31 protein-coding genes are annotated in these 23585 nt (G+C 64.5%); 17 read left to right on the top strand and 14 right to left on the bottom strand.

Annotated features, from left to right (window positions below):
* Positions 1–15 precede the first annotated feature (15 nt).
* Positions 16–1104 (top strand): substrate-binding domain-containing protein, encoded by a 1089-nt coding sequence (locus IVB18_RS23440; protein WP_247991289.1) that lies wholly within the window; start codon positions 16–18, stop codon positions 1102–1104.
* A 24-nt stretch (positions 1105–1128) separates the two neighbouring features.
* On the opposite strand, the gene IVB18_RS23445 is transcribed toward IVB18_RS23440, so the two are convergent.
* From IVB18_RS23445 to IVB18_RS23470, 6 genes are all read right to left on the bottom strand, one after another.
* Positions 1129–1911 (bottom strand): ABC transporter ATP-binding protein, encoded by a 783-nt coding sequence (locus IVB18_RS23445; protein WP_247991290.1) that lies wholly within the window; start codon positions 1909–1911, stop codon positions 1129–1131.
* Complete coding sequence (locus IVB18_RS23450) at positions 1899–2954, bottom strand: dihydrodipicolinate synthase family protein (RefSeq protein WP_247991291.1); 1056 nt, start codon at positions 2952–2954, stop codon at positions 1899–1901. The genes IVB18_RS23445 and IVB18_RS23450 overlap by 13 nt, the downstream gene beginning before the upstream one ends.
* A gap of 6 nt (positions 2955–2960) precedes the next feature.
* On the bottom strand, positions 2961–3782 hold the full coding sequence (locus tag IVB18_RS23455) for a GNAT family N-acetyltransferase (protein WP_247991292.1): 822 nt from the start codon (positions 3780–3782) through the stop codon (positions 2961–2963).
* Positions 3769–4806: an NAD(P)-dependent oxidoreductase gene (locus IVB18_RS23460; protein ID WP_247991293.1), complete on the bottom strand. Its 1038-nt coding sequence runs from the start codon at positions 4804–4806 to the stop codon at positions 3769–3771. The genes IVB18_RS23455 and IVB18_RS23460 overlap by 14 nt, the downstream gene beginning before the upstream one ends.
* A 34-nt stretch (positions 4807–4840) precedes the next feature.
* On the bottom strand, positions 4841–5611 hold the full coding sequence (locus IVB18_RS23465; protein ID WP_247991294.1) for an ABC transporter permease: 771 nt from the start codon (positions 5609–5611) through the stop codon (positions 4841–4843).
* An 82-nt stretch (positions 5612–5693) separates the two neighbouring features.
* Complete coding sequence (locus IVB18_RS23470; protein ID WP_247991295.1) at positions 5694–6341, bottom strand: TetR/AcrR family transcriptional regulator; 648 nt, start codon at positions 6339–6341, stop codon at positions 5694–5696.
* Between the two features lie 100 nt (positions 6342–6441).
* Here IVB18_RS23470 and IVB18_RS23475 point away from each other — a divergent pair, with 100 nt between their 5' ends.
* From IVB18_RS23475 to IVB18_RS23495, 5 genes are all read left to right on the top strand, one after another.
* Entirely contained in the window at positions 6442–7446 is a 1005-nt protein-coding gene (locus IVB18_RS23475) for an ABC transporter substrate-binding protein (protein WP_247991296.1), read from the top strand.
* Positions 7447–7613: 167 nt separating this feature from the next.
* Positions 7614–8306, top strand: coding sequence for a septum site-determining protein MinC (gene minC / locus IVB18_RS23480; protein WP_247991297.1), 693 nt, complete (start codon positions 7614–7616; stop codon positions 8304–8306).
* 21 nt (positions 8307–8327) lie between these two features.
* The gene (minD, locus tag IVB18_RS23485) at positions 8328–9143 is read left to right on the top strand and encodes a septum site-determining protein MinD (protein WP_247991298.1); all 816 of its coding nucleotides are present in this window, start codon (positions 8328–8330) and stop codon (positions 9141–9143) included.
* A complete protein-coding gene (gene minE / locus IVB18_RS23490; RefSeq protein ID WP_247346707.1) occupies positions 9140–9421 on the top strand; it encodes a cell division topological specificity factor MinE in 282 nt (93 codons plus the stop codon). Before minD ends, minE begins: the two co-directional genes overlap by 4 nt.
* A gap of 318 nt (positions 9422–9739) precedes the next feature.
* Positions 9740–9925, top strand: a complete 186-nt coding sequence (locus IVB18_RS23495) for a hypothetical protein (RefSeq protein ID WP_247991299.1) — start codon at positions 9740–9742, stop codon at positions 9923–9925.
* 48 nt (positions 9926–9973) lie between these two features.
* Here the strand turns inward: IVB18_RS23495 and IVB18_RS23500 are convergent, their stop codons facing one another.
* The 4 genes from IVB18_RS23500 to IVB18_RS23515 all read right to left on the bottom strand — a co-directional run bounded on the left by IVB18_RS23500 (position 9974) and on the right by IVB18_RS23515 (position 12402).
* Complete coding sequence (locus IVB18_RS23500) at positions 9974–10222, bottom strand: hypothetical protein (RefSeq protein ID WP_247991300.1); 249 nt, start codon at positions 10220–10222, stop codon at positions 9974–9976.
* Between the two features lie 104 nt (positions 10223–10326).
* Positions 10327–10716 carry a hypothetical protein gene (locus IVB18_RS23505; protein WP_247991301.1) on the bottom strand — a complete coding sequence of 130 codons (390 nt, stop codon included), beginning with the start codon at positions 10714–10716 and terminating at the stop codon, positions 10327–10329.
* Positions 10717–10809: 93 nt separating this feature from the next.
* Positions 10810–11046: a hypothetical protein gene (locus tag IVB18_RS23510; protein WP_247991302.1), complete on the bottom strand. Its 237-nt coding sequence runs from the start codon at positions 11044–11046 to the stop codon at positions 10810–10812.
* A 384-nt stretch (positions 11047–11430) separates the two neighbouring features.
* Positions 11431–12402, bottom strand: coding sequence for a hypothetical protein (locus tag IVB18_RS23515; protein WP_247991303.1), 972 nt, complete (start codon positions 12400–12402; stop codon positions 11431–11433).
* A gap of 272 nt (positions 12403–12674) precedes the next feature.
* On the opposite strand from IVB18_RS23515, the gene IVB18_RS23520 reads away from it, so the two are divergent.
* Together IVB18_RS23520 and IVB18_RS23525 are read left to right on the top strand one after the other, a co-directional pair.
* Entirely contained in the window at positions 12675–13328 is a 654-nt protein-coding gene (locus IVB18_RS23520; RefSeq protein WP_247991304.1) for a L,D-transpeptidase, read from the top strand.
* Between the two features lie 141 nt (positions 13329–13469).
* Positions 13470–13691 (top strand): hypothetical protein, encoded by a 222-nt coding sequence (locus IVB18_RS23525; protein ID WP_247991305.1) that lies wholly within the window; start codon positions 13470–13472, stop codon positions 13689–13691.
* On the opposite strand, the gene IVB18_RS23530 is transcribed toward IVB18_RS23525, so the two are convergent.
* Together IVB18_RS23530 and IVB18_RS23535 are read right to left on the bottom strand one after the other, a co-directional pair.
* Positions 13688–14122: a hypothetical protein gene (locus IVB18_RS23530; protein ID WP_247991306.1), complete on the bottom strand. Its 435-nt coding sequence runs from the start codon at positions 14120–14122 to the stop codon at positions 13688–13690. The two genes, IVB18_RS23525 and IVB18_RS23530, sit on opposite strands and share 4 nt — an antisense overlap.
* Before the next feature lie 120 nt (positions 14123–14242).
* The gene (locus IVB18_RS23535) at positions 14243–14707 is read right to left on the bottom strand and encodes a MarR family winged helix-turn-helix transcriptional regulator (RefSeq protein ID WP_247991307.1); all 465 of its coding nucleotides are present in this window, start codon (positions 14705–14707) and stop codon (positions 14243–14245) included.
* Between the two features lie 101 nt (positions 14708–14808).
* On the opposite strand from IVB18_RS23535, the gene IVB18_RS23540 reads away from it, so the two are divergent.
* The 7 genes from IVB18_RS23540 to IVB18_RS23570 all read left to right on the top strand — a co-directional run bounded on the left by IVB18_RS23540 (position 14809) and on the right by IVB18_RS23570 (position 20881).
* Positions 14809–16731 carry an FAD-binding monooxygenase gene (locus IVB18_RS23540; RefSeq protein WP_247991308.1) on the top strand — a complete coding sequence of 641 codons (1923 nt, stop codon included), beginning with the start codon at positions 14809–14811 and terminating at the stop codon, positions 16729–16731.
* Positions 16732–16884: 153 nt separating this feature from the next.
* Positions 16885–17868: an SH3 domain-containing protein gene (locus IVB18_RS23545; protein ID WP_247991309.1), complete on the top strand. Its 984-nt coding sequence runs from the start codon at positions 16885–16887 to the stop codon at positions 17866–17868.
* Between the two features lie 162 nt (positions 17869–18030).
* Positions 18031–18309 carry a hypothetical protein gene (locus IVB18_RS23550; protein WP_247991310.1) on the top strand — a complete coding sequence of 93 codons (279 nt, stop codon included), beginning with the start codon at positions 18031–18033 and terminating at the stop codon, positions 18307–18309.
* Between the two features lie 155 nt (positions 18310–18464).
* The gene (locus IVB18_RS23555; RefSeq protein WP_346732654.1) at positions 18465–18671 is read left to right on the top strand and encodes a hypothetical protein; all 207 of its coding nucleotides are present in this window, start codon (positions 18465–18467) and stop codon (positions 18669–18671) included.
* Positions 18672–18744: 73 nt separating this feature from the next.
* A complete protein-coding gene (locus tag IVB18_RS23560; RefSeq protein ID WP_247991312.1) occupies positions 18745–19062 on the top strand; it encodes a hypothetical protein in 318 nt (105 codons plus the stop codon).
* 251 nt (positions 19063–19313) lie between these two features.
* A complete protein-coding gene (locus IVB18_RS23565) occupies positions 19314–20615 on the top strand; it encodes a hypothetical protein (RefSeq protein WP_247991313.1) in 1302 nt (433 codons plus the stop codon).
* Positions 20576–20881 (top strand): hypothetical protein, encoded by a 306-nt coding sequence (locus IVB18_RS23570; RefSeq protein WP_247991314.1) that lies wholly within the window; start codon positions 20576–20578, stop codon positions 20879–20881. The genes IVB18_RS23565 and IVB18_RS23570 overlap by 40 nt, the downstream gene beginning before the upstream one ends.
* Positions 20882–20891: 10 nt before the next feature.
* Here IVB18_RS23570 and IVB18_RS23575 read toward each other — a convergent pair whose 3' ends face one another.
* Both IVB18_RS23575 and IVB18_RS23580 read right to left on the bottom strand, forming a co-directional pair.
* Positions 20892–21461: a TetR family transcriptional regulator gene (locus IVB18_RS23575; RefSeq protein ID WP_247991315.1), complete on the bottom strand. Its 570-nt coding sequence runs from the start codon at positions 21459–21461 to the stop codon at positions 20892–20894.
* Positions 21461–21805: a multidrug efflux SMR transporter gene (locus IVB18_RS23580; protein ID WP_247991316.1), complete on the bottom strand. Its 345-nt coding sequence runs from the start codon at positions 21803–21805 to the stop codon at positions 21461–21463. The genes IVB18_RS23575 and IVB18_RS23580 overlap by 1 nt, the downstream gene beginning before the upstream one ends.
* 173 nt (positions 21806–21978) lie before the next feature.
* Here IVB18_RS23580 and IVB18_RS23585 point away from each other — a divergent pair, with 173 nt between their 5' ends.
* Together IVB18_RS23585 and pdxY are read left to right on the top strand one after the other, a co-directional pair.
* The gene (locus IVB18_RS23585; RefSeq protein WP_247991317.1) at positions 21979–22620 is read left to right on the top strand and encodes an FMN-binding negative transcriptional regulator; all 642 of its coding nucleotides are present in this window, start codon (positions 21979–21981) and stop codon (positions 22618–22620) included.
* Between the two features lie 148 nt (positions 22621–22768).
* Positions 22769–23581 carry a pyridoxal kinase gene (gene pdxY, locus IVB18_RS23590; protein WP_247991318.1) on the top strand — a complete coding sequence of 271 codons (813 nt, stop codon included), beginning with the start codon at positions 22769–22771 and terminating at the stop codon, positions 23579–23581.
* The last annotated feature ends 4 nt before the right edge of the window (positions 23582–23585 follow it).

Consider the following 23585-nt stretch of genomic DNA (forward strand, 5'->3'; position numbering starts at 1 on the left):
GGGGGAGAACCCATCATGAAACGCCGTACATTCCTCAAGGGCGGCGCGGTGGCCGGCGCGACGACGCTGGTTGCGGCACCTGCGATCGCGCAAGGCATGCCCGAGCTCAAGTGGCGCCTGACCTCGAGCTTTCCGAAGTCGCTCGACACCATCTATGGCACCGCGCAGACCTTCGCAAAGTACGTGGCGGAGGCCACCGACAATAAATTCCAGATCCAGACCTTTGCCGCCGGCGAGCTCGTCCCGGGTCTCCAGGCGCTCGATGCCGTCAGCGTCGCTTCCGTCGAGATGGCGCAGACGCCGCTCTATTTCTACATCGGCAAGGAGCCGGCGCTGGCCTATGCGACCGGCGCGCCGTTCGGCATGAACCATCGCCATCAGGAATCCTGGTGGGCGTTCGGCGGCGGCGCCGAGCTCACCAACGAGGCGCTGAAGCCGTTCAAGGCCCACGCCATTCTCTGCGGCAATTCCGGCACCCAGATGGGCGGCTGGTTCCGCAAGGAGATCAAGACGGTCGACGATCTCAAGGGTCTCAAATTCCGCATCGCCGGCATGGGCGGCCATGTGCTGGCGCGGCTCGGCGTGGTGCCGCAGCAGATCGCAGGCGGCGACGTGTATCCTGCGCTTGAGAAGGGGACGATTGACGCCGCGGAGTTCGTCGGTCCCTATGACGACGAGAAGCTCGGCTTCCAGAAGGTCGCAAAATACTACTACTTCCCCGGCTGGTGGGAAGGCGGCGCAATGCTGCACATGATCGTCAATGATGAGAAGTGGGCTTCGCTGCCGAAGCAGTACCAGGCGATCCTCAACCAGGCCGGCTCGGCGGCAGGCGCCTGGATGCTCGAGAAATACGACAGCGTGAATCCGGCGGCTCTGAAGCGGCTGATCGCCAATGGCGCGGAGCTGAAGGCGTTCCCGCAGCCGGTTCTGGAGGCCTGCTACACCGCGACCCAGGACCATCTGAACGAGCTTGCCGGCAAGAGCGATCTGTTCAAGCGGACCAAGGAGAGCCACGACGCGTATATGAAGGAGCTGCTCTTCTACACGCAGATCGCGGAAAATTTCTACGACAACTATCTGCTCAGCAAGATGCGCAAGGGCTGATCATGGGACGGGCGGGCGCGGTGTCTAGGCCGCGCCCAAACCCAGCTTCTCATAGATGCGCCGTGCATAGGCGCCGAACGCGTCGGTCGTCTTGAGCGGAAGCGCACGCGGGAAGGGCAGGTCGATCGCGAAATAATCGGCCATCTTCGCCGGTCCCGCCGTCAGAACGGCGCAGTGCGAGGACAGGAAGACGGCTTCCTGGATCGAATGCGTGACGAAGACGATGGTCTTGCCGCTCTCGCGCCAGATCCGCAACATCTCCAGGTTCATCTGCTCGCGGGTCAAGGCGTCCAGCGCGCCGAACGGCTCGTCCATCAGGATCAGTTTTGGATCGTGAATGAAGGCGCGCGCGATCGCGGTGCGCTGCTGCATGCCGCCGGAGAGCTGCTGCGGAAACTTGGTCTCGTAGCCGGCTAGCCCGACCAGGTTGAGCAGATCGCGCGCCCGCTCGCGCGCGGCCTTCATCGGCAGGCCCACGATCTCGGCCGGCAGCAGCACGTTGTCCAGGATCGTCCGCCACTTCAGCAGCAACGCCTGCTGGAACACCATGCCGATGTCGCGGGTCGGATCGAACAGGCTTTTGGCGTTGCCGATCTTCACCGTGCCGCCGTCGGCGCCATGCAGGCCGGCCAATATCTTCATCACCGTGGTCTTGCCGCAGCCGGAGGGACCGACCAGCGAGACCAGCTCACCTTCCTGCACGTCCATGGTGACGTCGGAGACGGCCAAAAATTCGGCGCCGCCGCTGCGATAAACCTTGCGGACGCCGCGCAGGCTGATGAAGGGCTCCGCCGTCATGCCAGCCATTTGTCCAGATTGGCGGCAACGAAGGCGTCGTCGCTGAGATCGGCATGCTCGCGGCGGACGCGGTCGATCTCGTCCTTCTGGCCGGGGCTCAGGCCCTCGTTCGGATCGAGGCACCACAGGCCCTGCATCAGGCCTTGACGCCGCAGCACCTCGTGGCAGCCGGCGATGCAGCCGTGAAAATTGTTGGCGACGTCGAAGAAGGCGCTGTTGCAGTCGGTGACGCGGGCATCGAGCGCCAGCAAATCGGCCGGCACACTGTCCTTGTGCCGCGCCGCCTTGCAGCGCTCGAACTGCTTGATGGCGCTGGCGGTCCACACCGACCAGTGGCCGAGCAGCCCGCCTTTGAAATAAGTCCGCGTGGTGACGCCGTTGTCGCGCAAATCGAACGGCAAGGTGAGGTCGAGCAGGATGTGATCGTCATTGCCGGTGTAAATCGCGACGCGGTCGAGCGCGCCGGCGGCTGCAACGCCGCGCAAGACGTCGAGCGTGCGGTAACGGTTAAACGGCGCGATCTTGATCGCGATCACATTGTCGATCGATGCAAAGCGCTGCCAGAACCGGCTCGACAGGATGACGCCGCCGACGGCCGGCTGGAGGTAGAAGCCGACGAGGGGAATTTCGGCGGCGACCGCCGTGCAGTGCGTGATGATCTCGTCCTCGGAGGCGCTCTTCATCGCGGCGAGGCTGAGCAGTCCGGCATGATAGCCTATGTCGCGCGCGGTGCGCGCCTCGCTTGTCGCCTGCGGGGTCTGCCCGGCGAGGCCTGCGACCATCGCCAGCGGTCGCTTGGTCCAGCTCGAGGCGGTCTCGGCGGCGAGCTCGAGCACGGGACGATAGAGGCCGACATCGCGGATCGCGAACTGCGTCGTGTGCACGCCGACCGCCAGCCCACCCGCGCCGGAATCGATGTAATAGCGCGTCAGCGCACGCTGATGCTTTTTATCGAGCTGGCGCTCGGCCGTGAGTGCGAGCGGATGTGCCGGCAGCACGGTGCCGTCGGCGATCAGCTTGCGGACGTCGCTGTTGATCTGGCTGTGATGCATGATGTCCTATCCAAATTCTGGGCCGGCGACGGCAAATGGCACTTCCTCGCCTGCAGCAGTGGCGGGGCCGAACCGCATGCGCTGGAACGGACGTTCGATAGTCCAGCCGGCGGTGGTCAATCCCGCCAGGAACGCATCCTGCGAGGCGACGGCATCAAGCAGGATCGGTCCGTTCTCCGACCGCGCGATCGCATCGACCAAAGCCAAGGCGTCCGCAGCGTCATTTGCAAACAACGGGCCGATGTGGCGCGCGGTTCTCCCGTCGCGGATCAGCGCAATGGCTCCTTTGGTCGAGATGATACGCGAGCCGGGGCGCTGTGCGAAGGCGGAGAGGAGCGCGGTCCGGTCGAAGCCTGCGGCTCGCCGGTCGCGCTCGCAGAGTGCGTCACGCGGCGCGGCCGAAGGTGCCGGCGCCAAGGCTTGGCCGGATTTCTCCAGCCGCAGTCGCCGCAATTGCAGGGTCGGCGTGAACCCGAGCGGACCGTAGACGGCGGCACCGTCGGGCGTCGCGTCGAGCCAGCTCGTCAGGCCGCGCTTGCGCGCCGCCTCCAGACAGGCGTCGACGAGACGCGTTGCGAAACCACGGCGGCGCTGGCTCGCCGTCACCAGCACCATGCTGATCCAGGCGTTCTCGCCGGAGTAGGGCAGCAGCGCGGCCGTGGCGACCAGTTGAGAACCGTTGCGGATGCCGAACACGATGCCCTGGTGCAGGAAGACGCGCCAATCCTCTTCAGTCTGGTTCCAGTGCGCTTCCGTCGAGAGCACCAAACCGGCCGCTGCGTCCTCGACGCCGAGCTGAATGACGGGGACGTCGTCAGTAGCGACCATCGCGCACCTCGTATTTGGTGGGCTTGCCGAGGCTCGGCATGGCGCGGGCGACCCAATCCGCTGTCCAGGCGATCAGCTGCTCGGTCTCGACGACGGGGAGGCCGAACAGCTCGACTGCCTTCGAGGTGTCGGTCAGCCACGCCGTCGGCTCCTCCTTGCCGACCAGCACCGGCGCGCGGCCGAAGCGGGCGCCGAATTTTGCGGCGAGATCGCGCACCGCGAGGATCTCATGTCCGCTGACATTGATCGGCGAGGTCGGCGTCGTGCAATGGGCAAGGCATCGCAGCGCCTGGGACGACGCATCGCCCTGCCAGATGAAATTGACGTGACCGATGCTGACGTCGATCGGCGTGCCCGTGAGCACTTTTGTCGCGATATCGTGCAGCACGCCATAGCGCATGTCGATCGCATAATTAAGCCGGAACAGCCGCCCTGGCGTTCCGAACCTGCGCGAAAAATGTTCGAACATGCGCTCGCGGCCGACGCAGGACTGGGCGTATTCGCCGGGCGGGTTCGGCGCCATTTCCTCGCTCGATCCTTTGCCGTCGACAGGCACGAAGGGATAGACGCAGCCGGTCGAGAACGCCACGATCCGCGACGACGGGAAGGCCTGCGCGACCAGCGCCGGGACATGGGCGTTCATCGCCCAGGTCAGCGACAGATCGCCCTCGGCGCCGAACTTTCGCCCGGCCATGAAGACGATGTTGGGCGCCTTAGGCAGCGCCTTGATCGCAGCTTCGTCCATCAGATCGCAGTTGATGGTCTCGACGCCGCGCGCGTGCAGCCAGTCCTTGATGCCCGGGTCGCTGAACCGGGCCACGCCGACGACGCGACGGTCGGGCGCAGCCGCTTTCGCAAGCCCCGCCAGCGTCGGTCCCATCTTGCCGGCGACGCCGAGGATCATGATGTCGCCGTCGATCTTGCTGAGATCGTCGATCAGCGCCTGGGTCGGCCGGCACAGGAGGTCGTCGAGCGCGGCGATGTCCGGGATGGTCTTCGGCAGCGTCTGGCGGGTGAGGAGCATCGAACCGTTCCTTGGTCAGTTAAGTCTGCCGTTTTCAGGTTTGTCTGGCGTCGCCGACCACGAACATGCGTTCGAGGGCGAGCACCAGGCCGTAGAGAGCGACCCCGAGCAGCGTCAGAAGCACAACGGCCATCACCATCGCGGGCGTGTCGAGCGACGACTGCACCTGGATCATGAGATAGCCGAGCCCGCGCTCGGAGGCGATGAACTCGCCGACGATGGCGCCGGCGACCGCCAGGATGGCGCCGACCTTCATGCCGGAGAACACGTAAGGCAGCGATCCCGGGAGCTGGATCTTGCGGAACAGCGTCCAGCGCGAGCCGCGCAGCGATTTGACGAGATCGAGCAGGTCCGGCTCGACCTCGCGCAGGCCCCGTGCCGTGGTGAGCAGGATCGGGAAGAAGCAGATGCTGAACGCGATCAGAATGTTCGGGACGATGCCGTAGGAGAACCAGACGATCAGGAGCGGACCGAGCGCCACCTTCGGGATCATGTTGAGCGTCACGAACAGCGGCAGCAGCACCAGGCTGATTAGCGGCGCCCAGCTGAAAATCACGGCAAATGTGACCCCAACGACGGCGCCGAGCGCAAAACCGCCGAGGATCTCGGCGGCTGTTACCAGCGTGTTGGCGCCCCAGGCGTAGCTTGCGGTTCCCAGCGTCTGAACTGTCGCGAGCGGAGAGGGCAGGATGAATTTCGGTACGTGGAAGGCATCCACCAGCACCTGCCACAGCACGAGCACGGCAAGATGCACGATCAGGATGATCGCAAAGCTGCGTGCGGTGCGTGCTCCGTCGCCTGCCACCGATTGCTCCCTGTTGTTGCGGCCATCCTGCCGCGACGACAAGCCTAACCGGCCTTGAGGCGAGTTTCAACCAATTGGTTGATTAGGGCCGGAGCGACTGGAGCACCAGGTCTGCGACATGCCTGCGGCGGGCGCGCCGCTGAGCCCGGCTCGACAGGTCCTTGCCGAAGATGGCGGACAGCGTCGGCGTGTTGGAGAAGAAGAAATAACTCAGCCCCGCAATCGAGATATAGAGTTGGACGGGGTCGATTCCCTTGCGGAAAGCGCCACTGCGCACTCCTTCGTTGAGGATGTGGGAAACGCTCTTCACCAGCGGTGAATGCATGGCCTCCAACCGCGTCGAGCCGCGAACGTGGCGGGCACCGCCGCGGTTCTCGTCGTTCAAAAGCACGATGAAATCAGGGTTGGCGGCAAGGTGATCGAAGGATGCCTCGATCAGTTTGCGGATCGCTTTTTCCGGGGGCAGGCCCTCGAGATTGAGCCTGCGCTCCTGCTCGCGGATGTCCTCATAGACCCATTCGAGCACGGCGAGATAGAGCGCGTCCTTGTCCCCGAAATAATGATAGACGAGCTGCTTGTTGACGCCCGCGCGTTCCGCGATCTCGTCGACACGGGCGCCCGCAAAGCCGTGCCGGGCGAACTCCAGGCGTGCCGCGGTGAGCAGTTTCCGGCGGGTTGCGACGGGGTCGCGCCGCTGCGGCACGGTGTCGCCAGATCGTTTTGCAGGCATTTCCAACCAAACAGTTGACAATTGGAGGAGGGACTTGTTGCATTGGTAGCGGTACACGGGGAGAGCGACAAGCCGGGTCGCGGAAATGAGGAGAGATGCGATGAAGGGTTTAAAGGCGCTGGTCGTTGCCCTGACGCTCGGTCTGCCGGCGGTGCCCGCGGGCGCCGGCGAGGCGGTCAACCTGATCCTGAACTGGACGCCGACGGCCGACCACTCGCCGTTCTATTTCGCCAAGGCGCAAGGCTGGTACGAGAAGGCCGGGATCGACCTAACAATCGAAGTCGGCAAGGGCTCCGGCGTCTCCGCCGCCAAGGTCGGGTCCGGCGGCTCGCCCTTCGGTATTGCCGATCTCGCCACCATGCTGGTGGCGAAGAGCAAGGGTGCCGACGATGTCGCCGTGATGAGCATTTACGCCAACACCGGCCAGACATTCTATTGGCTGAAGAGCTACGGCGTGAACGGGGTAAAGGATTTCGCCGGCCACAAGATCGGCAATCCCCCAGGGGACGCCTCGCGCGTGATGTGGCCGGCCTTCGCCAAGGCCGCGGGCCTCACACCCGACTCCGTCAGCTTCGTCAATATCGGGCCGACCGCGAAGATCGCGGCGCTGAAGAGCCACACCGTCGATATCATCAGCGATTTCTACAACGAGCACGATCTGAAGGCGATCGAGTTCGGCGCCGACCTCGGCTACGTCAACTGGAAGGACATCGGGCTCAACCCCTACGGCAATTCGCTGATCGTCAACGGTGCCTATCTCCAGAAGAACCCGAAGCTCGTCGAGGACTTCGTCCGCATCTCGCAAAAGGCGTTCGCCGCCTGCGTCGCCGACGCTACGCCGTGCCTGAAGGCGCTGCTCGAACAGGTCTCCGGGCTCGACAAGGAGAACCAGGAACGGCAGTGGGAGCGCATCAAGTTCTTGATGACCGACGAGTTCACGACGACGAAGTCGCTCGGCTGGATCGACGGCGATCGGATGAAGAAGGACTACGAGCTGGTCCAGACCTATCTCGGAATGGAAAAGCCATTCGACGTCACCGCCGCCTTCACGACCAGGATGCTCGATCCCGGCATCAAGATGGATGCGGGCAAGGTGAAGAAGTAGCGGGCCAGGCGCCCGCACACTCTCTGTCATCGCCCGCCTTGTGCGCACTGGGGCGGGCGTGTCCGTCCCTCCGCCCAACCCACGTAACCTCACGGAGAAATTAACCGCCCGTTAACCATATCCGCCGCATCGTTAACCATTCAATAACAGGGACGAGTCGGCAGGCCATGGAGGCAGCAGTAGCAAGACCTCAACGCCAATTGGTACGCCTGCGCGGGCGCTCCTATGTGGCCTTCGTGTTCGTGCCGACGGTTCCGATCCAGGACTGGCTCCAGGAGATCGACGCCACGATCGCGCGCTCGCCGGGATTCTTCGCCGGAAGGCCCGTGGTGGTCGACCTATCTTCGGTCGATCTCAGCCAGTCCGGTATCACCCATCTGCTGGTTAGCCTCCAGGATCGCAATATCCGCGTGCTCGGAATCGAGGGCGTGGAGGAGGCGCGGCTGACGCCTTCCATGCCGCCGCTGCTCTCGGGCGGGCGCAGCTGCGTGGTCGAGCCGAGCGCGCCCAAGAAGGTCGAGGCCAAACAGCCGACCTCGCTGCTGCTCGAAAGCCCGGTGCGCTCCGGCCAAACGATCATCTTCCCGGATGGCGACGTCACCATTCTCGGATCCGTCGGTTCTGGTGCCGAAGTCGTCGCGGGCGGGTCGATCCACATCTACGGCGCTCTTCGCGGCCGCGCCATGGCGGGCGTCAACGGACACGCGAGCGCGCGCATCTATTGTCAGAAGATCGAGGCCGAACTGCTTGCAATCGATGGGTTTTATCAGACCGCCGACGATATCGACGACGCCCTGCGTGGCCGGCCTGCCCAGGCCTGGCTCCAGGGCAACACCATGCGAATTACAGCGCTGAACTGACCAGTTAAGGAGGAAATTTCGATGGCCAAGGTTCTGGTCGTGACATCAGGCAAGGGCGGCGTCGGCAAGACCACGACGACCGCCGCGCTGGGCGCTGCGCTCGCGCAACGCGGCGACAAGGTCGTGGTCGTCGACTTCGACGTCGGCTTGCGCAACCTCGACCTCGTGATGGGTGCCGAGCGCCGGGTCGTCTTCGACCTCATCAACGTGGTGCAAGGCGTGGCCAAGCTGCCGCAGGCGCTGATCCGCGACAAGCGGCTCGAGAACCTCTGGCTGCTGCCAGCCTCGCAAACCCGCGACAAGGACGCGCTGACAGAGGAGGGCGTCGGCAAGGTCATCGACGACCTGCGCGGCCGCTTCGACTGGGTGATCTGCGATAGCCCGGCCGGCATCGAGCGCGGCGCCTCGATGGCAATGCGCTTTGCGGACGAAGCCGTGATCGTCACCAATCCGGAAGTTTCCTCGGTGCGCGATTCCGACCGTATCATCGGTATGCTCGATTCCAAGACAGTGCGGGCCGAGAAGGGGGAGCGCGTCGAGAAGCACATTCTCATCACGCGCTACGATCCCTCCCGCGCCGCGCGCGGCGAGATGCTGTCCATCGACGACATCCTCGAGATCCTCGCGACGCCCTTGCTCGGCATCATCCCGGAGAGCCAGGACGTGCTGCGCGCCTCCAACGTCGGCACGCCGGTGACGCTGTCGAACGCGGAAGGTGCGCCTGCACGGGCCTATATCGACGCGGCGCGGCGGCTGTGCGGTGACAGCGTGCCGATGCAGGTGCCGTCCGAACGCAAGGGCTTCATGGATCGTCTGCTGCGACGGAGGGCTGCATGAGCATGGGTCTGCTTCGGCTTCTCCGCGGCAAGAAAGCCTCTGCACCCGTCGCACGCGAACGGTTGCAGATCCTGCTTGCGCACGAGCGCGGACTGCGCGGCCAGCCCGACTTGCTCGGTGTGCTGCGTGAGGAAATTCTCGCCGTTGTCTCCAGGCACGTCACGCTCGATCCGACCAAGGTGATCGTGCGACTCGACCGCGGCGACGAGGTCTCGACCCTTGAGGTCGATATCGAGGTGCCCAACGACTTCGAGCGCAAGCGCGTGGCGGTCGCGTAAAGCATGATCCGGAAAAGTGCGAAGCGGTTTTCCGAAAAGATCATGCTCAAACAACAACCTAAAGCGCGATGATGATTCATCCTCATCTCATCGCGGTTTAGGGGACCCGGCCGAGAACGTCCAACTTTGGGGTGGGTGAAAAGGCGGTCCGCTGGCAACAGCGGGCCGCCATTGTCGTGTGTGCTCGCCGCCAAACGCGCTCGATATCGGCCGATCTGACCGGCAACAGGCGGAACGGGAGCTGCGGCGAGATCGTTGTAAACGAACCGCGGCACCGTCGACCGATCGTCCGCGGCTTCCTCAAACGGGAGAGCGCCCATGATGCCCGAGGTCCAGGTCCACACCGTCGCGCGGCAGATGCTGGAACGGCATGGTTTCGCTGCCATTGCGAAGGCCGCCGAACAGGCGCAGGCCTGTGAAGGCCGCGGCGAGGCGGAAGAGGCCAAGGAATGGCGTCACATCGCGGACGCCATGAAGATCATTCGCGGACCGCACCAGAGCTGATCCGCAGACTGCCCGCGATCACGATCAGTTCCGCAGCTCCAGGCGTGCTCAGCGCTCTCGATGGTCGCTGACCTGTTCCGGGGTGCGATGCTGCGTTTGCGCCTGCCCGCGCTCGCCTGTCTCCTTGCACGGGAGCTGCTCCCACGACCCATCCGGCGCCTGCTGATAGGCGCTACAGGATGACGAGGTTGACTTGTCCTCGCCCTTTTGGGCGTCGGAATTCCGCGCCATCACCGGAACGCTCAGCACCGTGACGGCCGCGAGCGCACCGGCGAAGACGACGTGAACGATCCGCATCGGGTTCTCCTGTTCGAAGACGCCCGCATGTTGGCGAGGAATATGACGATTGTTGGCCGGAGCAGGGATTCCGTCGCGGCGGGCTTAGCGCCGCGAAAAAGTGGCTAACCGCCCTTGCTGCGGATCAGGCCGGCGAGATTAGTCTTCTGCACGTCGCACCAGCGGGGCATGCCGAGACGGCGCTGGTCGAGATCGGTCGCCTGCGTCGCGACCGCAACCTCGGCCATCAGGTCGTCATCCTGCTTCTCGCCCATCTTGCCGCCGGTATGCATGTAGGCAATGGCCTTGCGCACTTTCTCGGTGGTGCCGTCAGGCAGCTGCATCTGCTGCGCCTTCTGCACCAGGTCCTGATAGACGACGTCAGTGCCGGGACATTCGACCTTGGCGGCGAAAGCCTGCAAGACCATCGTCACATAGGTCGATCGCGGGTGGTCGGCGGCTTGGGCCGGCGCGGCCGCCACCAGCAATCCAGCAATCAGGAAACCGTAACGCATTCCTTGGACCTCCCCAAATTTTCGGGAAGGCTAGCGGCTGGCGCGCTGCTCCGCAATGGGGGAGAGCGTGCGGCGACGAAGGTGGAGGACGATCTAGCCGGATCGTTGCCAGGCCGGCACGGGATCGAGCGGCGTGCGATAGAGCTCGTTGTGATCGCGATCGGTGACACGCACCGCGCAACCTTTCTGCTGGAGCTCCGGCTTCACCTGCGACAGCTCGTTCGCCAATTGGTCGGCGCGATCGGAGGCGACCTCGATGTCTTCGAGGATAATGCCGCCCTGGTTCTTGAACTCTTCACCAACCACAAGATCGAAGTAGTAGTAAGGCATCGGAATTCCCCGGTGTGACGACCCAGATCTTCAGCAAAAGTCTTCAACACATGTCCGATGGTATCACTGAGTCGATCATTACCGAATAAACCGGCCGCGCAATCTCTGTGCTTATGGCGCAGAAATGATGTGCAGCGGGAGGGTGTATTAAGATTTTATTAAACATGTCGGGGCGATCATTAGGCATGAATTGCAGCAGAACCGGGCTCCGGGAACCGGCAGCTGCAAGAGAAGGCCGGCGGCTTAAATCCCGACGGCCTTTTCTCTTTTCGAAAACGCGACCGGAGCATCGCTCACCGTAGTCGCCCGGACTCAACGCATCACATCGACTCGGCCAGCGTGAGCCGCGCAGCGAGCGAGGCTGCGTCGTCGCCCGTTGTTCGTTCAGTGCACCGGCATCGGCGGGCGCACGACGGGTCCGTCGTCATCGGCGACGGCCTGCGTCGTGACCACGGCCGGCGGCGGCACGGCAACAACCTGCGACGGCGGAGGTGCGATCGGCGCAGGAGCATATGCGGGCGAGTATGCCTGCGTCGTCACCGGCTTCGGCTTGCGCACCGGCGGAGCGGGCGGCCGCGGCGGCAACGCAGAGATTCGCGCGCGGGGATCGACCGGCTTCGCCTCGGCCACCGGCTTCGGTGCCGGTGTCTTCGCCATCTCGCGCGCCATCTGCTCCTGTCCGGCCTTCAGCTGGGCGATGTTGGCCTTGAGCTGGTCGATCTGCTGCGCCATCGCGGCGAGATCGCGTGTCATCGATTGCACCGATTGCGCTGCATCGGGCACGGCGGCGACGTCTTGAGCTGCCGGCGGAGTGGCGGAAGCTACCGGCGGAGTGGCGGACGGATCGGCGGTCTGGTCAATTGTCGCTTGTGCAACGGGCGCGGCGGCGGCTTGCTCGACCGCAACGGGCGTTGCCTGCGACGTCGAAGACGTGAGCGAAGACGTGAGCGACGTCAACGCGGGCATCCATTCGGCGAGCATCTGCCTGGCGGTATCGCCGTGCTTCTCCCACGCGACCGTTGCGGCCGCGCTGCCCCCGGCAAACAGCATCGTGACGAACGCGCCGCGCAGCCATTTGCCGGCGGACGATCGCTTCTGCCGGCTGTTAAGATCGCTGGCGGCCGCGCGCACGGCTGTGTCGACCGAAGGCGCCGTGGCCTGTGTCTCGAAGATCGGCGCGAACTTGGGTTCCGGTCGGCTCGCGATCTCCGGCGCCAGAGTGGGCGCAACGCTGCTCGCGCGTGCGACCAGCACCATTTCGGGTGAAATCTGAACCGCATCGTGCGGATCGTTGTCCTTGACCGTGTCCTTCACGATCTCATCGACGATTTGCTTGCTGTTCAGCATCGCGAGCATCGCAGCTCCTTTGAAGCCTTGGTCGTCCGCATTGGCGCGAGCCGATCCGTTGAAGTGAGCCTATCCCAAGCCCGATGACGCACGAGTCCAGCCGGGTTTGACCAAAGCAAGGCGAGGGGATGGAGACTATGCGACTGTCTTCCGCCGTTTGTGGTGACGGAACCAGCCATCGCGAACACGCCCACGTGTTCCGTGCTGCCTTGTTTTCAGCACGATTTGGGCAGCATCTGATGCGGCTGGGGGTGCTGCTATCCGCTATCGGGGGGCCGGCGGTGCCAAAATCTTTAATCGCTTTGTTCGTCGTCGCCTTGCTTCCGCTGGGCGGTTGCATGCAGACAACGCTTTCGCCGTCGAGCGACGCGAGCATGACGCCGCGCGACCGGCAGTTGCTGGCGCACACGCCTTACGCGCAGGCGAACGTGCCCGAGCAATATCTCCGTCACATCGTCGATTATCCGCGCAAGGAGCAGCCGGGCACGATCCTGGTCGATACCGATGCGCGCTACCTGTATTACGTCCTGCCCGAGGGCAAGGCGATCCGCTACGGCGTCGCGGTCGGCGAGGAAGCGATGGCGTTCTCCGGCGTGGCCCGGGTCGGTCGCTTGGCGGAGTGGCCCGACTGGGTTCCGACGGCGGACATCCAGGCGCGGCTCGGACCGTATCCACCGCGCGTTGCCGGTGGTCCCGCCAATCCGTTGGGCGCGCGGGGTATCTATCTCTATTCCGGCAACAAGGACACGCTCTACCGCATCCATGGCACCAACCAGCCCGAATATATCGGGCAGGCGATCTCGTCGGGCTGTATCCGGATGCGCAATGAGGACGTGATCGATCTGTTCGATCGGGTGAAGCTCAATTCGACCGTCGTGGTGCTGCCGCCCGGACAGAGCACGCAGGCCGGGACGGGAGCAAGCTGGCGCGGGTGAGGGGGAGCGATCCTACTTGCCGTCGCGCTCACTCAGGTGTGAATGAGCGCACGATACTCGGCCTTTCAAGGGTGAACTGCTTCACAACTGATCGGCTCCCGTTGCGCTATGTCTCGATGGCTCGCTGCCATTGGAGGCATCATGCAAAGATTCTTTTACCGATTGAATGAGAGTGACCGCCGCATCGTGCGGAAATGGCGGCTGGCCTCCGTTGGCTTTTACGGATCGATCCTGGCCGGAATGGTCCTCTACGCGGCGCTGCATTTGAATCCGGACGTGAATTATGCCTCGGTCGATTCCACGGCGCGGGCGAAGATCATGAGCACGTCGGGCGCTGACCGACGCGCGCCGTTCTCGCGTTAATCTTCAGGCCGAGCCACGCGCCATTGTAGGGTCGTCGCATTGCCGTTGACTTCGCCCGGCGTCTTGTCGGCGGGCGAGGTGTAGAGCGGGCGATAGCGATAGGCCCACATCTTGCTACCGTCGTTGCGGCCAATCACGGTGAAATCCCCGATCGCCTTGGCATCCGCGGGTGCGACCAGCGGAACCCAGCTCTCGGTGCATTTGCCGTTGCAGTTCGATGTCTTGCCGGTAGTGTCCCGCTCGTAATAGTAGAGCGTCATGCCCTTGAGATCGACGAGCTTGGGGCCCTGCTTGGTCAGGACGACACGGGCCGGCGAGGTCGTGGCGTCGGGCTTCGGCGGCGGAGGAGCATCGCCGCCGCCATGTCCGTTCGCGAGCGCCTGGCCGGTCGAGAGCGCGACCGCTGCGGCAACAATGACGAACCTGAGCATCCGAAACTCCCAACCGGCAGAGTTAATCGCGCGTTAAAGCGCCGAATGAGGTCGACGGTAGCAGCCGAAGGTTAGTTCCGGGTTTCGCGGCGCTGCGATAATTACGTACCTGGAAGCGGGCTATGCCTGCACATCGCGTAGCGGGGCGCGGCTGAGCTCGTTGCCGGCGGCGATCGCCTTGTGCAACAGCCGCATCAGCTCCTCGCCTTCCTTCGCGCTGAGACCGCGCAGCATGATGCGCTGGGCGGATTCCACGGCCGGCGTGATCTTGCGCAGCGTGCGACGACCTTCGTCAGTGATCTCGAGCTCGCGGGCGCGGCGGTCGCGGCGGGAGGCGCGTCGCTCCGCAAGGCCCTTCTGCACGAGGCGGTCGATTACGCCGGTGATGGTGGTGCGGTCGTAGGCGATCAATCCGGCGAGCGTCACCTGGTCGAGGCCGGGATTAGCCTTGATGGTCGCGAGCGCCGCGTATTGCACCGGCGTGAGGTCGAAGCCGGCATCCCCGACCTCGGCCAAGAACACCGCCACCGCGATCTGCTGGAACCGGCGCGCCAGATGTCCGGGCATGTCGTTATTGTCTTTCAACGAATTCTCCTAGGGCAGGCGCGACGCGGGATCGTTGACAAGTATACTGATAGTCAGCATACTGAGCAATACCAAACAGAACATCGGCGGGAGAGGTGCTCATGCAATTCCATCTCAATGGATTTCAGCCGGGCGATCCTGAGATCGCCGATCCCGCCGAGCGCGTTCAGGGCTCGGGCGCACCGGGCGCCGTGGCTGGAGAGCTCGATGTCCTGATCGTCGGCTGTGGCCCCGCGGGTCTCACGCTCGCCGCCCAACTTGCGCAATTTTCCGACATCAAGACCTGCATCGTCGAGCAGAAGCCGGGCCCGTTGCTGGTCGGCCAGGCCGACGGTATCGCCTGCCGCACCATGGAGATGTTCCACGCCTACGGCTTTAGCGAGCGCGTGCTGAAGGAGGCCTATTGGGTCAACGAGACGACATTCTGGAAGCCGGACGAGCGGGCGCCAGAGAAGATCGTTCGCAGCGGCCGGGTGCAGGACGTCGAGGACGGGCTATCGGAATTCCCGCATGTTATCCTAAACCAGGCGCGCATCCATGACGGCTTTCTCGACGTCATGCGCAAATCGCCGGCCATGCTCGAGCCCTATTACGGTCGCCGCCTGCTCGACCTCCAGGTTGATCCCGCCGCCGGTCCTGTCGATCATGCGGTGACTGTCCGTCTCGCGGGCGTCGATCCCGAGAACGAGGGCAGGGTCGAGACGATCAAGGCGCGCTATGTCGTCGGCTGCGACGGTGCGCGCAGCACGGTGCGCAAATCGATCGGCCGCGAACTGCACGGCGATTCCGCCAACCACGCCTGGGGCGTGATGGACGTGTTGGCGGTGACCGATTTTCCCGACATCCGCTTCAAGGCCCTGATCCAATCCGCGAAGGACGGCAGCCTTCTCATCATTCCCCGGGAGGGCGGCTACATGGTCCGCCTCTATGTCGAGCTCGCCAAGCTCGATGTCGGCGAGCGCGTCGCCGATCGCAGCATCACCGCCGATGACGTGATCGCCAAGGCGCAGCGGATATTGAAGCCGCATGCGCTCGAGGTGAAGGAGATCGCATGGTGGTCGGTCTACGAGATCGGCCAGCGTCTGACCGACAAGTTCGATGACGTGCCGGAGGCCGAGATTGCGACGCGCCTGCCACGCATCTTCATCGCTGGCGATGCCTGCCACACCCATAGCCCGAAGGCGGGGCAGGGCATGAACGTCTCGATGCAGGATGCCTTCAATCTCGGCTGGAAGCTCGCCGCCGTCATCCGCCAGCAATGTGCGCCGAGCCTGCTGCATTCCTATTCGGTGGAGCGCCAGGCGGTTGCGAAAGAGCTGATTGATTTCGACCGCGAATGGGCGGGGATTCTTGCTTCCGCCGCCAAGGCCGGCGGCTCCGACGCGGCGAAGACGCAGGACTATTTCGTGAGGCACGGCCGCTACACCGCGGGCACAGCGACGCACTATCGTCCGTCGGTCCTCACCGGCGCGGCCTCGCATCAGCATCTCGCGCAAGGTCTTGTCATCGGCACGCGCTTTCATTCCGCGCCCGTGATCCGGCTTGCGGACGCGAAGCCGGTCCATCTCGGCCACGCCGCGCAGGCTGACGGCCGCTTCCGCATCTACGCATTTTCGCCCACGGAAGATCCCGCGGCAACCGGCTCGGCCATTCGTGCGTTGTGCGAGTTCCTCGCCGAAGCAAGGGAATCTCCGGTGAAGCGATACACTCCGGCAGGCGCCGACATCGACAGCGTGATCGACCTGCGCGCGGTGTTTCAGCAGGATCATCGCGAGTTCGCCGTCGAGGCGATGCCCGCGCTGCTTCTTCCACGCAAGGGCCGCTACGGCCTGATCGACTACGAGAAGATGTTCTGTCCTGACCTCAAGAACGGACAGGACGTCTTCGCCATGCGCGGCATCGATCGCAATGCCGGCTGCATGGTCGTGGTGCGACCGGATCAATATGTCGCTCAGGTGCTGCCGCTCAAGGACTTTGCCGGGCTCGCGTCGTACTTTGACGGGTTCATGCTGCAAGTAAGGTGAGCCGGATATTCGCTTCGCCGATGAACGGCGGATGAATATCGAACTCGGCGCACACTAAACTGCCCTGCGTCTCAATATTTCGACGGATGCGATGACAATGCGCGGAACGCTCGTTCCGCTCGGGCGTTCCGACCTGCAAAGGAGGAACACGCCATGAGACTCAAAAGCATTTTGGTTGCCGCATTGCTGCTTGCCCCGACGGCTGCATCGGCCGCTCCGGGCATCGTCACCGTCTCGACCGGCTTGCGCGCCGGGCCGGGGTCGGGCTTTCCCCTGGTCGACCGCGTCCCCGGGGGCGCCCGCGTCAACATCCATGGTTGCCTGAGAGGGAATGCTTGGTGCGACGTCAGCTTCTCCGATGATCGCGGCTGGGTGTCGTCGCAATATCTCGAATATCTCTACCGCAATCACTACGTCTATCTTCCCGATTATGTCGACGAGATCGACGTGCCCATCGTTCCCTTCGTGCTGAGCTCATACTGGTCTAGCTACTATGAAGGGCGGCCGTGGTATCGGCGGCACGCCTACTGGAATAACTACTGGATCTCGCATGAGCGTTTCGCGACGCGGATGGATCTCGATCCGCGCGCAGCCCGCATCGGCCGCACAGCGACGCGAGACGCCGCCATCGCGCTGGGGCGTCACGGGGAAAACGCCAAGCGCGGTGCTGTAGTCTCCGGGCGCAATGCCGTGACGGCACGGCATGACGCCGCTATCACCAAACGCGACGCTGCGGTCGCGAATGACCGCATCCACGCCAGACGAAGCGAGCGTTTCGCGCGCGAGCAGACCCACGTGCAGAGCCCCAACCCGCGTGATGCGCAGGCGCGCATGATGCATGACCATGCTGCGAACCGTGCCGCGGCGCGGGCGCAACCGATGGCTCGTGCACATGAAGCGCCGCGTGTGGCGGCCGCGCCCGCGGCCCGGCCGGCGGCGCCGCATATGGCGCAGCCCCATATGGCACAGCCCAATGTCAGCCATGGTTCGCCGATGAATGCGCATGCCCAGATGCCGGCGCCGCGCGCAGCCGCACCTGCCATGCCGCACCCGGGCGGCGGTGCCCCGCATATCAATGCCGCTCCGCATGGCGGCGGTGGCCCGGCCGGCGGCCCCGGCGACCACCAGAAGCACTAGCTATTGCAAGAGCCCGGCCTTCGCGCCGGGCTCTTTCTTGGGCCGGGCGCAAAGCGCCTAAAGTTTGAACCAGTTCTTCGCGAGTAGATTTCATCGATCGTAATATCTCTATCGAAAGCTGTAAGCATCCACTCGGGGCAGGCGGGGCACGGGAGGATGACGATGAGACAGAGTCAGTCGGAGACGCGCCGCCAAAATGTCGCGAAGCGGTCGATGACCAAAGAGGCCAAGCAGCTGACCGGCCTGATCGCCGGTCTGCGCAAATCCCTCGATGGCATCCAGAAAGAACGGGCGAGTACAAAGCTTTCCGGCGCCGAGATAGGCTTGCTCGACGAACGCCGCAACAATCTGCTGCTCACCATCGCAGCCCTCAACGACCGCCTGTCGGCAGTGCAGGGGCTGATCGATCTCGGCCGCCCACATATCATCCGCGTGCACTGAGCGGAGCGCAGACGTGGCGCTATCGGTTTCGTCGCGATGGCGACGGTCCGGGCCCGGCTGGAATCGATCTCCGCGCACAATGCTGCCGTGGATGGCACCAAATAGCCACGCTCCCGGCGAATTGCCGCCAAAGCCCGCTGCCACGAGGAGAGCGGGTGCAGGGCAACGCAAGGGGATGCGCATTGGCGTACAAGATGGTCGCAGAACGCGACAATGCGAAGTACAGTTTCGCCCGCGAGAGCCGGTTGCTCATCGTGGCGAAGGCTAAGGTTTGGGCGAGTGAAGGGTGGCGGGTCGTCATTACCGATCAGGACGGCAAGGCCTACGCGCCGCCGGAGTTCGATCAGTTGCTGGCGGCGTGACTTGCGCGACGGGGCTAGGGGACGACATTTGACTTCGCTATTTCGATCGGGGCGCGATTTCCTCGCGCCCCCGATGACTATTGTAACGACTCTTGCAGCCGCCGCCGCGCTGACGGCGACGATCGCATCCGCGCAAAATCTCGATGCCGGCAAACCGGCCGCAAAGCTGTTCGCCGATGGCTGCTCGACCTGTCATCGTAGCCCGCGCGGCCTTGCGAAGGGGCGCTTCAGCCTGACGCTGTCCTGGTTCCTGAAAGACCATTACGCGACCAGTCCCGACTCGGCCAAGGCGCTCGCTGCGTATCTGCAGTCGGTCGATGAGCCCCCACGCGCTGCGGCGAAGCGTGCCGCAAAGCCGACCCGATCCGCGCCACGTCCGCCCGCCCGGTGACAAAACCGCTAGCCGCCGCCCGCGACGCTCCGGCGCGCGGCCACGGGTTCAATCAAAAATAGAATAATTGTAGAGTCCATCGAGAGGTGATATTAAACCTGAAGTAGTTGTTATGCAGAAAGCAACTGAAGCGTCCCCGTCGGACAGATCTCGGGATTAGGTCGCGCATCACATTTTTCGAGCTCTGGCGGCAATGGGTCGGGCTCGTATCCGTGTGGATTTCCCATGAAGCTTGGCTAATTGTAGCCCTGATGCCGGTTGCGATCGCGGCGGCACTGCCGCGGCCGGCCGCGCAGCAGAGCCCCCCGCCGCAAGCCGCAGCGCCACCATATATTCCGCAGGCGAAGTTCTGCGCCAATGGCGGCAATGGGCTGTGCGCGATCGTGCCGGCCTATATCGGCCCCGATCCCGGCCTAAAGCAAACCCAGGGCTATAACGGCCTCTATGGCCAACCGCCACAAAGCGAGACAGCGGACGTGCAGTCGCCGTTCGACAACATGGCCTGGCAGATGTTCGTCGCGCTCAACTGGGCGGCCGACAGCGTCAAGCAGCCGGCGCCGCAGGGACTGACGCAGCCGGGCCGGCGGGTCTGGCAGACCTATCCGAAGGTCTCTTCGCTGTTTGGCAATGCGCCGGTGATAGCCGGCTGCACCCAGGCGCTGGCCTTGCCGATCTTCCATATCGGCTCGAACGGCCAGGGCCAGCCGATGCCGAACAACGAGGAATATCTCCAGGCTGCGACCAACAAGCCGCTGATCGACATCAACGGCAACTGGACCCTGTTCGAGCGGCGCGTCAACGAGGTCGAGGCGCAATATCTGCGCGCGCCCGGTGGTCAGAAGTTACAGACGCTGACGACCAAGGCCGGTCAGCTCAACTTCATCAAGCACAATCGGGGCGGCGCCGAGTTCACCTCGTCGGCCACGGTGCCCGACGGTGCCAATGGAGCGATCGAGATCAAGGCGTCCTGGCGCATCCACGATCCTGCCAAAGACGATCCGGCAAGATTCTTCACCCAGAACATCCTGCTCGCAGTGTCCGGCGACCTCGTGCGCGGCGGCCGTCCGTTCTGCCGCAGCGTGCGGGTGGGGCTCGTCGGCATGCACATCCTCGAGCGCAATCCGCTGGACAAGATTAATCCGGCGCTGCGGCCGCAATGGATCTGGGCGACCTTCGAGCATGTCGACAACGCGCCGCTCGCGGCCGCGCCCTGCAACGTCGCGGATGGCTGCGGCACCGACAAGGCCACGAACTGGATCAACCAGCCGAGCTGCGGTCCAGCCGATCCGGCGCCCGGCGCGCATTTCTCATTCTTCAACACTGGCGCTGCGCCGGGCAGCGGCACCAACGTATCCCCGCAGCCCCCGGCGGCACCAAGGCGGCATTCCCGTGGAATTCGCGCCAGCCATATGCGCAGGGCGGTACGACCGGCGCGACTGCGATGCCGCAGGCGGTGCGCTGCTGGCGCATCTACCCGACCACGGGCGTGCTCAACGAGCAATGGCGGAGGGCATTGCGCTCGCTCAAGAGCGTGTTCCAGAACTACATGCTGATAGGCACGCAATGGGGCGGCAATGTCGAACCGCCGACGCCGCCGAATCCGGTTCCGGCCAATGCGGTGCCGGGCATGCTCTCCAACATGACGCTCGAAACCTACATCCAGAACTATCTCAGCAATGGAGCCGCGGGGCCGGGGTCGTGCGTCAGCTGCCACAGTTTCGCAACGCTGGCGGACGGCAAGACCTCTGCGAATTTCAGCTTCCTGCCAGGAATCGTGGACTCGTCAATGCTGCGCGCCAAGATCAAGACGGCGCCGTGAAGGTCGGCGGTTACCCGCGCCGATAGGTCTGTGCGATCAGCCGGTCGTGCACGGCGCGGAGGTCGGCGCTGATACGGGTCTGTCCGGTCGCGACGTAGGACAGCCAGGCGCCGTCGGCGGCAAGGCGCACGATCTGGAGCTCGGACGTACCGTCAGTGGCGCGATGGCGCTTCAGGCGCGCCTTCATCCACTCGTTCCAGAGCCGGCGCAGCGGCGGATCGGTGACGACGACCATGCTCAGCGCCGCCCAGGGCGTAGCGAAGCCGAAGGCCTTGCCGGTGAATACCGCGTTCACATAGGCCCGCGTGAAACCGCCGCGCGGCTTCGGGTCAGCTTCGATGGCGGCGTCGATCTCGGCGTCGACGCGGGCGAGCAGATCGGCGAACAGGCCCTCGATCAGCGCCTGCTTGCTCCCGAAATGATGAAACAGGCCGCCCTTGGTGACGCCGGCCGCCGCCGCCACCGCCTGCACCGTGACGCCGGACACGCCATGGTCCATGGCGATGGCGGCCGCGTAGTCGAGCAGGGCCCGCCGCACCTGCTCGGGCTGCTTGGCGCGGGTGTAGGCGCTTGCCGCCATCAATGCACCGTCGTCTCCGAGAACAGGTTGATGACCACCACCCCGGATACGATCAGCGCGATGCCGACGAAGGCGGCCGCATCCAGCATCTGACGGAACAGCACAAAGGAGAGCGTGGCGGTCAGGATGATGCCGACCCCGCCCCAGATCGCATAGGCGATGCTCAGGGGGATGACCCGGATCGCGACCGACAGCGCGTAGAACGAGGCGGCATAGAACAGCACCATCGCCAGCGTCGGCCACGGCCGCGTGAACTGCGCGGACTGCTGGAGAAAGGCGGATGCGGCGACCTCGAAGACGATGGCGAGGGCGAGCGCGGCATGGGCGTTGAAGGCGGACGTCATGGCGGACCTGGAAGGAGGCGCGAAAGATACCGCGCGGTAGGTATCTTCAACAGGCGAATCATGGCTTTTGGTGGACTTGGCCATGCCTCGGGGACATACCACTCGCGCGTGACGAGCCCGCGACAAGTCGCTAGCTTGCCCTTGTCCCCTTCCAGCAGATTGAGCGCCGCGCCATGCATGTCCTTCGCCCCCAGTTCCGTATCGAGGAGCAGCGCGCGCTGGAGTTCGCGGGTGCGCGCGGCTTTGGCGTGATCGTGGCCGCGGATGCGGACGGCCCGCGCGCCTCGCACGCGCCGTTTGTGCTGGCCGAGCGCGATGGCCGCGCTATCGCGCAGATCCATCTCACGGCGAAAAATCCATTGGTCGAGCTCGTGGACGGCACCAGGCGCTTCCTGCTGATCGTTGCCGGCGACGACGCCTACATCTCCAACGATTGGTACGCCTCGTCCGACAACGTCTCGACCTGGCTCTACGAGGCGGTGCACCTGTCGGGCGTCGCCCAGCTCCGCGGGCAGGGCGAGAACCGTGGCCATGGCGATGCGCTGCTCGCGGTCTCCGAGGCGCGGCTGCAAAAAGCACCCTGGGATCTCGGGCAGATGGAGCCGGGCAAGCGTGAGAGCATGCTGGCGGCGATCCGGGTCATCGACCTCGTGGTCGATCAGGTCGAGGGGCAGGCCAAGCTCAACCAGCACAAGAGCGATGCGGACCATGTCGCGCTTGCCGATCAACTGGCGCGGTCGGAGGAGACGGGCCACCGGCGCCTGGCGCGGAAGATGCGGGCGCTGCGGCCGGGGCTCGGGTATGAAATCTCGTAGCCCGGATGGAGCGAAGCGTAATCCGGGAATGGTGCTGCGAGCTCGGACCCCGGATTACGCTGCGCTCCATCCGGGCTACGATTGCCACGACGTTTCGTGATCCAGGCTACGCTTGCCTTGCGCTACGATTGATCCTACGGACCTCTGCATGCTCGTCATCTCGATCCAGAGCCAGGTGGTCCACGGCCACGTCGGCAACAGCGCGGCGGCCTATGCCATGCAGGCGGAGGGCGTGAACGTCGCGGCGGTGCCGACGACGCTGCTGTCGAACCATCCGCGCTATCCGACGTTGCGCGGGCGCGTGCTGGACGCCGAGCTGATGGCCGATCTGCTCAGGGGCGTGGAGGAGCGCGACCTGGTCGACGAGGCTGCCGTGCTCGTCACCGGCTATCTCGGCTCACCCGAGAACGCCGCGGTCATCGCCGATTTCGTCGAGCGCGCGCTGACGCGGAATTCGAAGCTCGTCTATCTCTGCGATCCCGTGATCGGGGATGACGGCCGCATCTATGTCGCCGACGGCATTATGGATGTGTTGAGGCACCGCCTCTCGCCGGCCGCAAGCCTGATCACGCCGAACCAGTTCGAGCTCGAGTTGCTCTCCGGCTGCAAGATCGCGGATGCGCAAGGCCTTCGTGCGGCGTGTGCGGCGCTTGCCGGGCAGGGCCGCATCGACGTCGTCGCCACCGGCTGCACGCTCACCGACACGCCGCAAGGGCAGGTCGAGACGATCCTGTGCGCGGACGGACAATTGTCGCGCTTTGCGACGCCGCGCCTGCCGATCCGTCCCTATGGCACCGGGGATCTGTTGACTGGCCTGATCGCGGCCCATCTGGCCAAGGGTGCGGCGATCGAGGCGGCCGTGCGGCTCGGGGTCGAGACCATCTTTGCCGTGCTCGTCCGCACGCAAGAAGCTGGCACGGCCGAGATGCGCCTCGTGCCGCTGCCCGTGCGAGGCGCGTAATGCC

It is taken from the genome of Bradyrhizobium sp. 186 (assembly GCF_023101685.1).
Lineage (GTDB): Bacteria > Pseudomonadota > Alphaproteobacteria > Rhizobiales > Xanthobacteraceae > Bradyrhizobium.

What these genes read in the sequence shown, in the direction of transcription:
- IVB18_RS23440 (WP_247991289.1), top strand. Translation starts at nt 16, where the DNA reads ATGAAACGCCGTACATTCCTCAAGGGCGGCGCGGTGGCCGGCGCGACG.
- IVB18_RS23445 (WP_247991290.1), bottom strand. Translation starts at nt 1,911, where the DNA reads ATGGCTGGCATGACGGCGGAGCCCTTCATCAGCCTGCGCGGCGTCCGC.
- IVB18_RS23450 (WP_247991291.1), bottom strand. Translation starts at nt 2,954, where the DNA reads ATGCATCACAGCCAGATCAACAGCGACGTCCGCAAGCTGATCGCCGAC.
- IVB18_RS23455 (WP_247991292.1), bottom strand. Translation starts at nt 3,782, where the DNA reads ATGGTCGCTACTGACGACGTCCCCGTCATTCAGCTCGGCGTCGAGGAC.
- IVB18_RS23460 (WP_247991293.1), bottom strand. Translation starts at nt 4,806, where the DNA reads ATGCTCCTCACCCGCCAGACGCTGCCGAAGACCATCCCGGACATCGCC.
- IVB18_RS23470 (WP_247991295.1), bottom strand. Translation starts at nt 6,341, where the DNA reads ATGCCTGCAAAACGATCTGGCGACACCGTGCCGCAGCGGCGCGACCCC.
- IVB18_RS23475 (WP_247991296.1), top strand. Translation starts at nt 6,442, where the DNA reads ATGAAGGGTTTAAAGGCGCTGGTCGTTGCCCTGACGCTCGGTCTGCCG.
- minC (WP_247991297.1), top strand. Translation starts at nt 7,614, where the DNA reads ATGGAGGCAGCAGTAGCAAGACCTCAACGCCAATTGGTACGCCTGCGC.
- minD (WP_247991298.1), top strand. Translation starts at nt 8,328, where the DNA reads ATGGCCAAGGTTCTGGTCGTGACATCAGGCAAGGGCGGCGTCGGCAAG.
- minE (WP_247346707.1), top strand. Translation starts at nt 9,140, where the DNA reads ATGAGCATGGGTCTGCTTCGGCTTCTCCGCGGCAAGAAAGCCTCTGCA.
- IVB18_RS23495 (WP_247991299.1), top strand. Translation starts at nt 9,740, where the DNA reads ATGATGCCCGAGGTCCAGGTCCACACCGTCGCGCGGCAGATGCTGGAA.
- IVB18_RS23500 (WP_247991300.1), bottom strand. Translation starts at nt 10,222, where the DNA reads ATGCGGATCGTTCACGTCGTCTTCGCCGGTGCGCTCGCGGCCGTCACG.
- IVB18_RS23505 (WP_247991301.1), bottom strand. Translation starts at nt 10,716, where the DNA reads ATGCGTTACGGTTTCCTGATTGCTGGATTGCTGGTGGCGGCCGCGCCG.
- IVB18_RS23510 (WP_247991302.1), bottom strand. Translation starts at nt 11,046, where the DNA reads ATGCCTTACTACTACTTCGATCTTGTGGTTGGTGAAGAGTTCAAGAAC.
- IVB18_RS23515 (WP_247991303.1), bottom strand. Translation starts at nt 12,402, where the DNA reads ATGCTCGCGATGCTGAACAGCAAGCAAATCGTCGATGAGATCGTGAAG.
- IVB18_RS23525 (WP_247991305.1), top strand. Translation starts at nt 13,470, where the DNA reads ATGCAAAGATTCTTTTACCGATTGAATGAGAGTGACCGCCGCATCGTG.
- IVB18_RS23530 (WP_247991306.1), bottom strand. Translation starts at nt 14,122, where the DNA reads ATGCTCAGGTTCGTCATTGTTGCCGCAGCGGTCGCGCTCTCGACCGGC.
- IVB18_RS23540 (WP_247991308.1), top strand. Translation starts at nt 14,809, where the DNA reads ATGCAATTCCATCTCAATGGATTTCAGCCGGGCGATCCTGAGATCGCC.
- IVB18_RS23545 (WP_247991309.1), top strand. Translation starts at nt 16,885, where the DNA reads ATGAGACTCAAAAGCATTTTGGTTGCCGCATTGCTGCTTGCCCCGACG.
- IVB18_RS23550 (WP_247991310.1), top strand. Translation starts at nt 18,031, where the DNA reads ATGAGACAGAGTCAGTCGGAGACGCGCCGCCAAAATGTCGCGAAGCGG.
- IVB18_RS23560 (WP_247991312.1), top strand. Translation starts at nt 18,745, where the DNA reads ATGACTATTGTAACGACTCTTGCAGCCGCCGCCGCGCTGACGGCGACG.
- IVB18_RS23565 (WP_247991313.1), top strand. Translation starts at nt 19,314, where the DNA reads ATGCCGGTTGCGATCGCGGCGGCACTGCCGCGGCCGGCCGCGCAGCAG.
- IVB18_RS23575 (WP_247991315.1), bottom strand. Translation starts at nt 21,461, where the DNA reads ATGGCGGCAAGCGCCTACACCCGCGCCAAGCAGCCCGAGCAGGTGCGG.
- IVB18_RS23580 (WP_247991316.1), bottom strand. Translation starts at nt 21,805, where the DNA reads ATGACGTCCGCCTTCAACGCCCATGCCGCGCTCGCCCTCGCCATCGTC.
- IVB18_RS23585 (WP_247991317.1), top strand. Translation starts at nt 21,979, where the DNA reads ATGCATGTCCTTCGCCCCCAGTTCCGTATCGAGGAGCAGCGCGCGCTG.
- pdxY (WP_247991318.1), top strand. Translation starts at nt 22,769, where the DNA reads ATGCTCGTCATCTCGATCCAGAGCCAGGTGGTCCACGGCCACGTCGGC.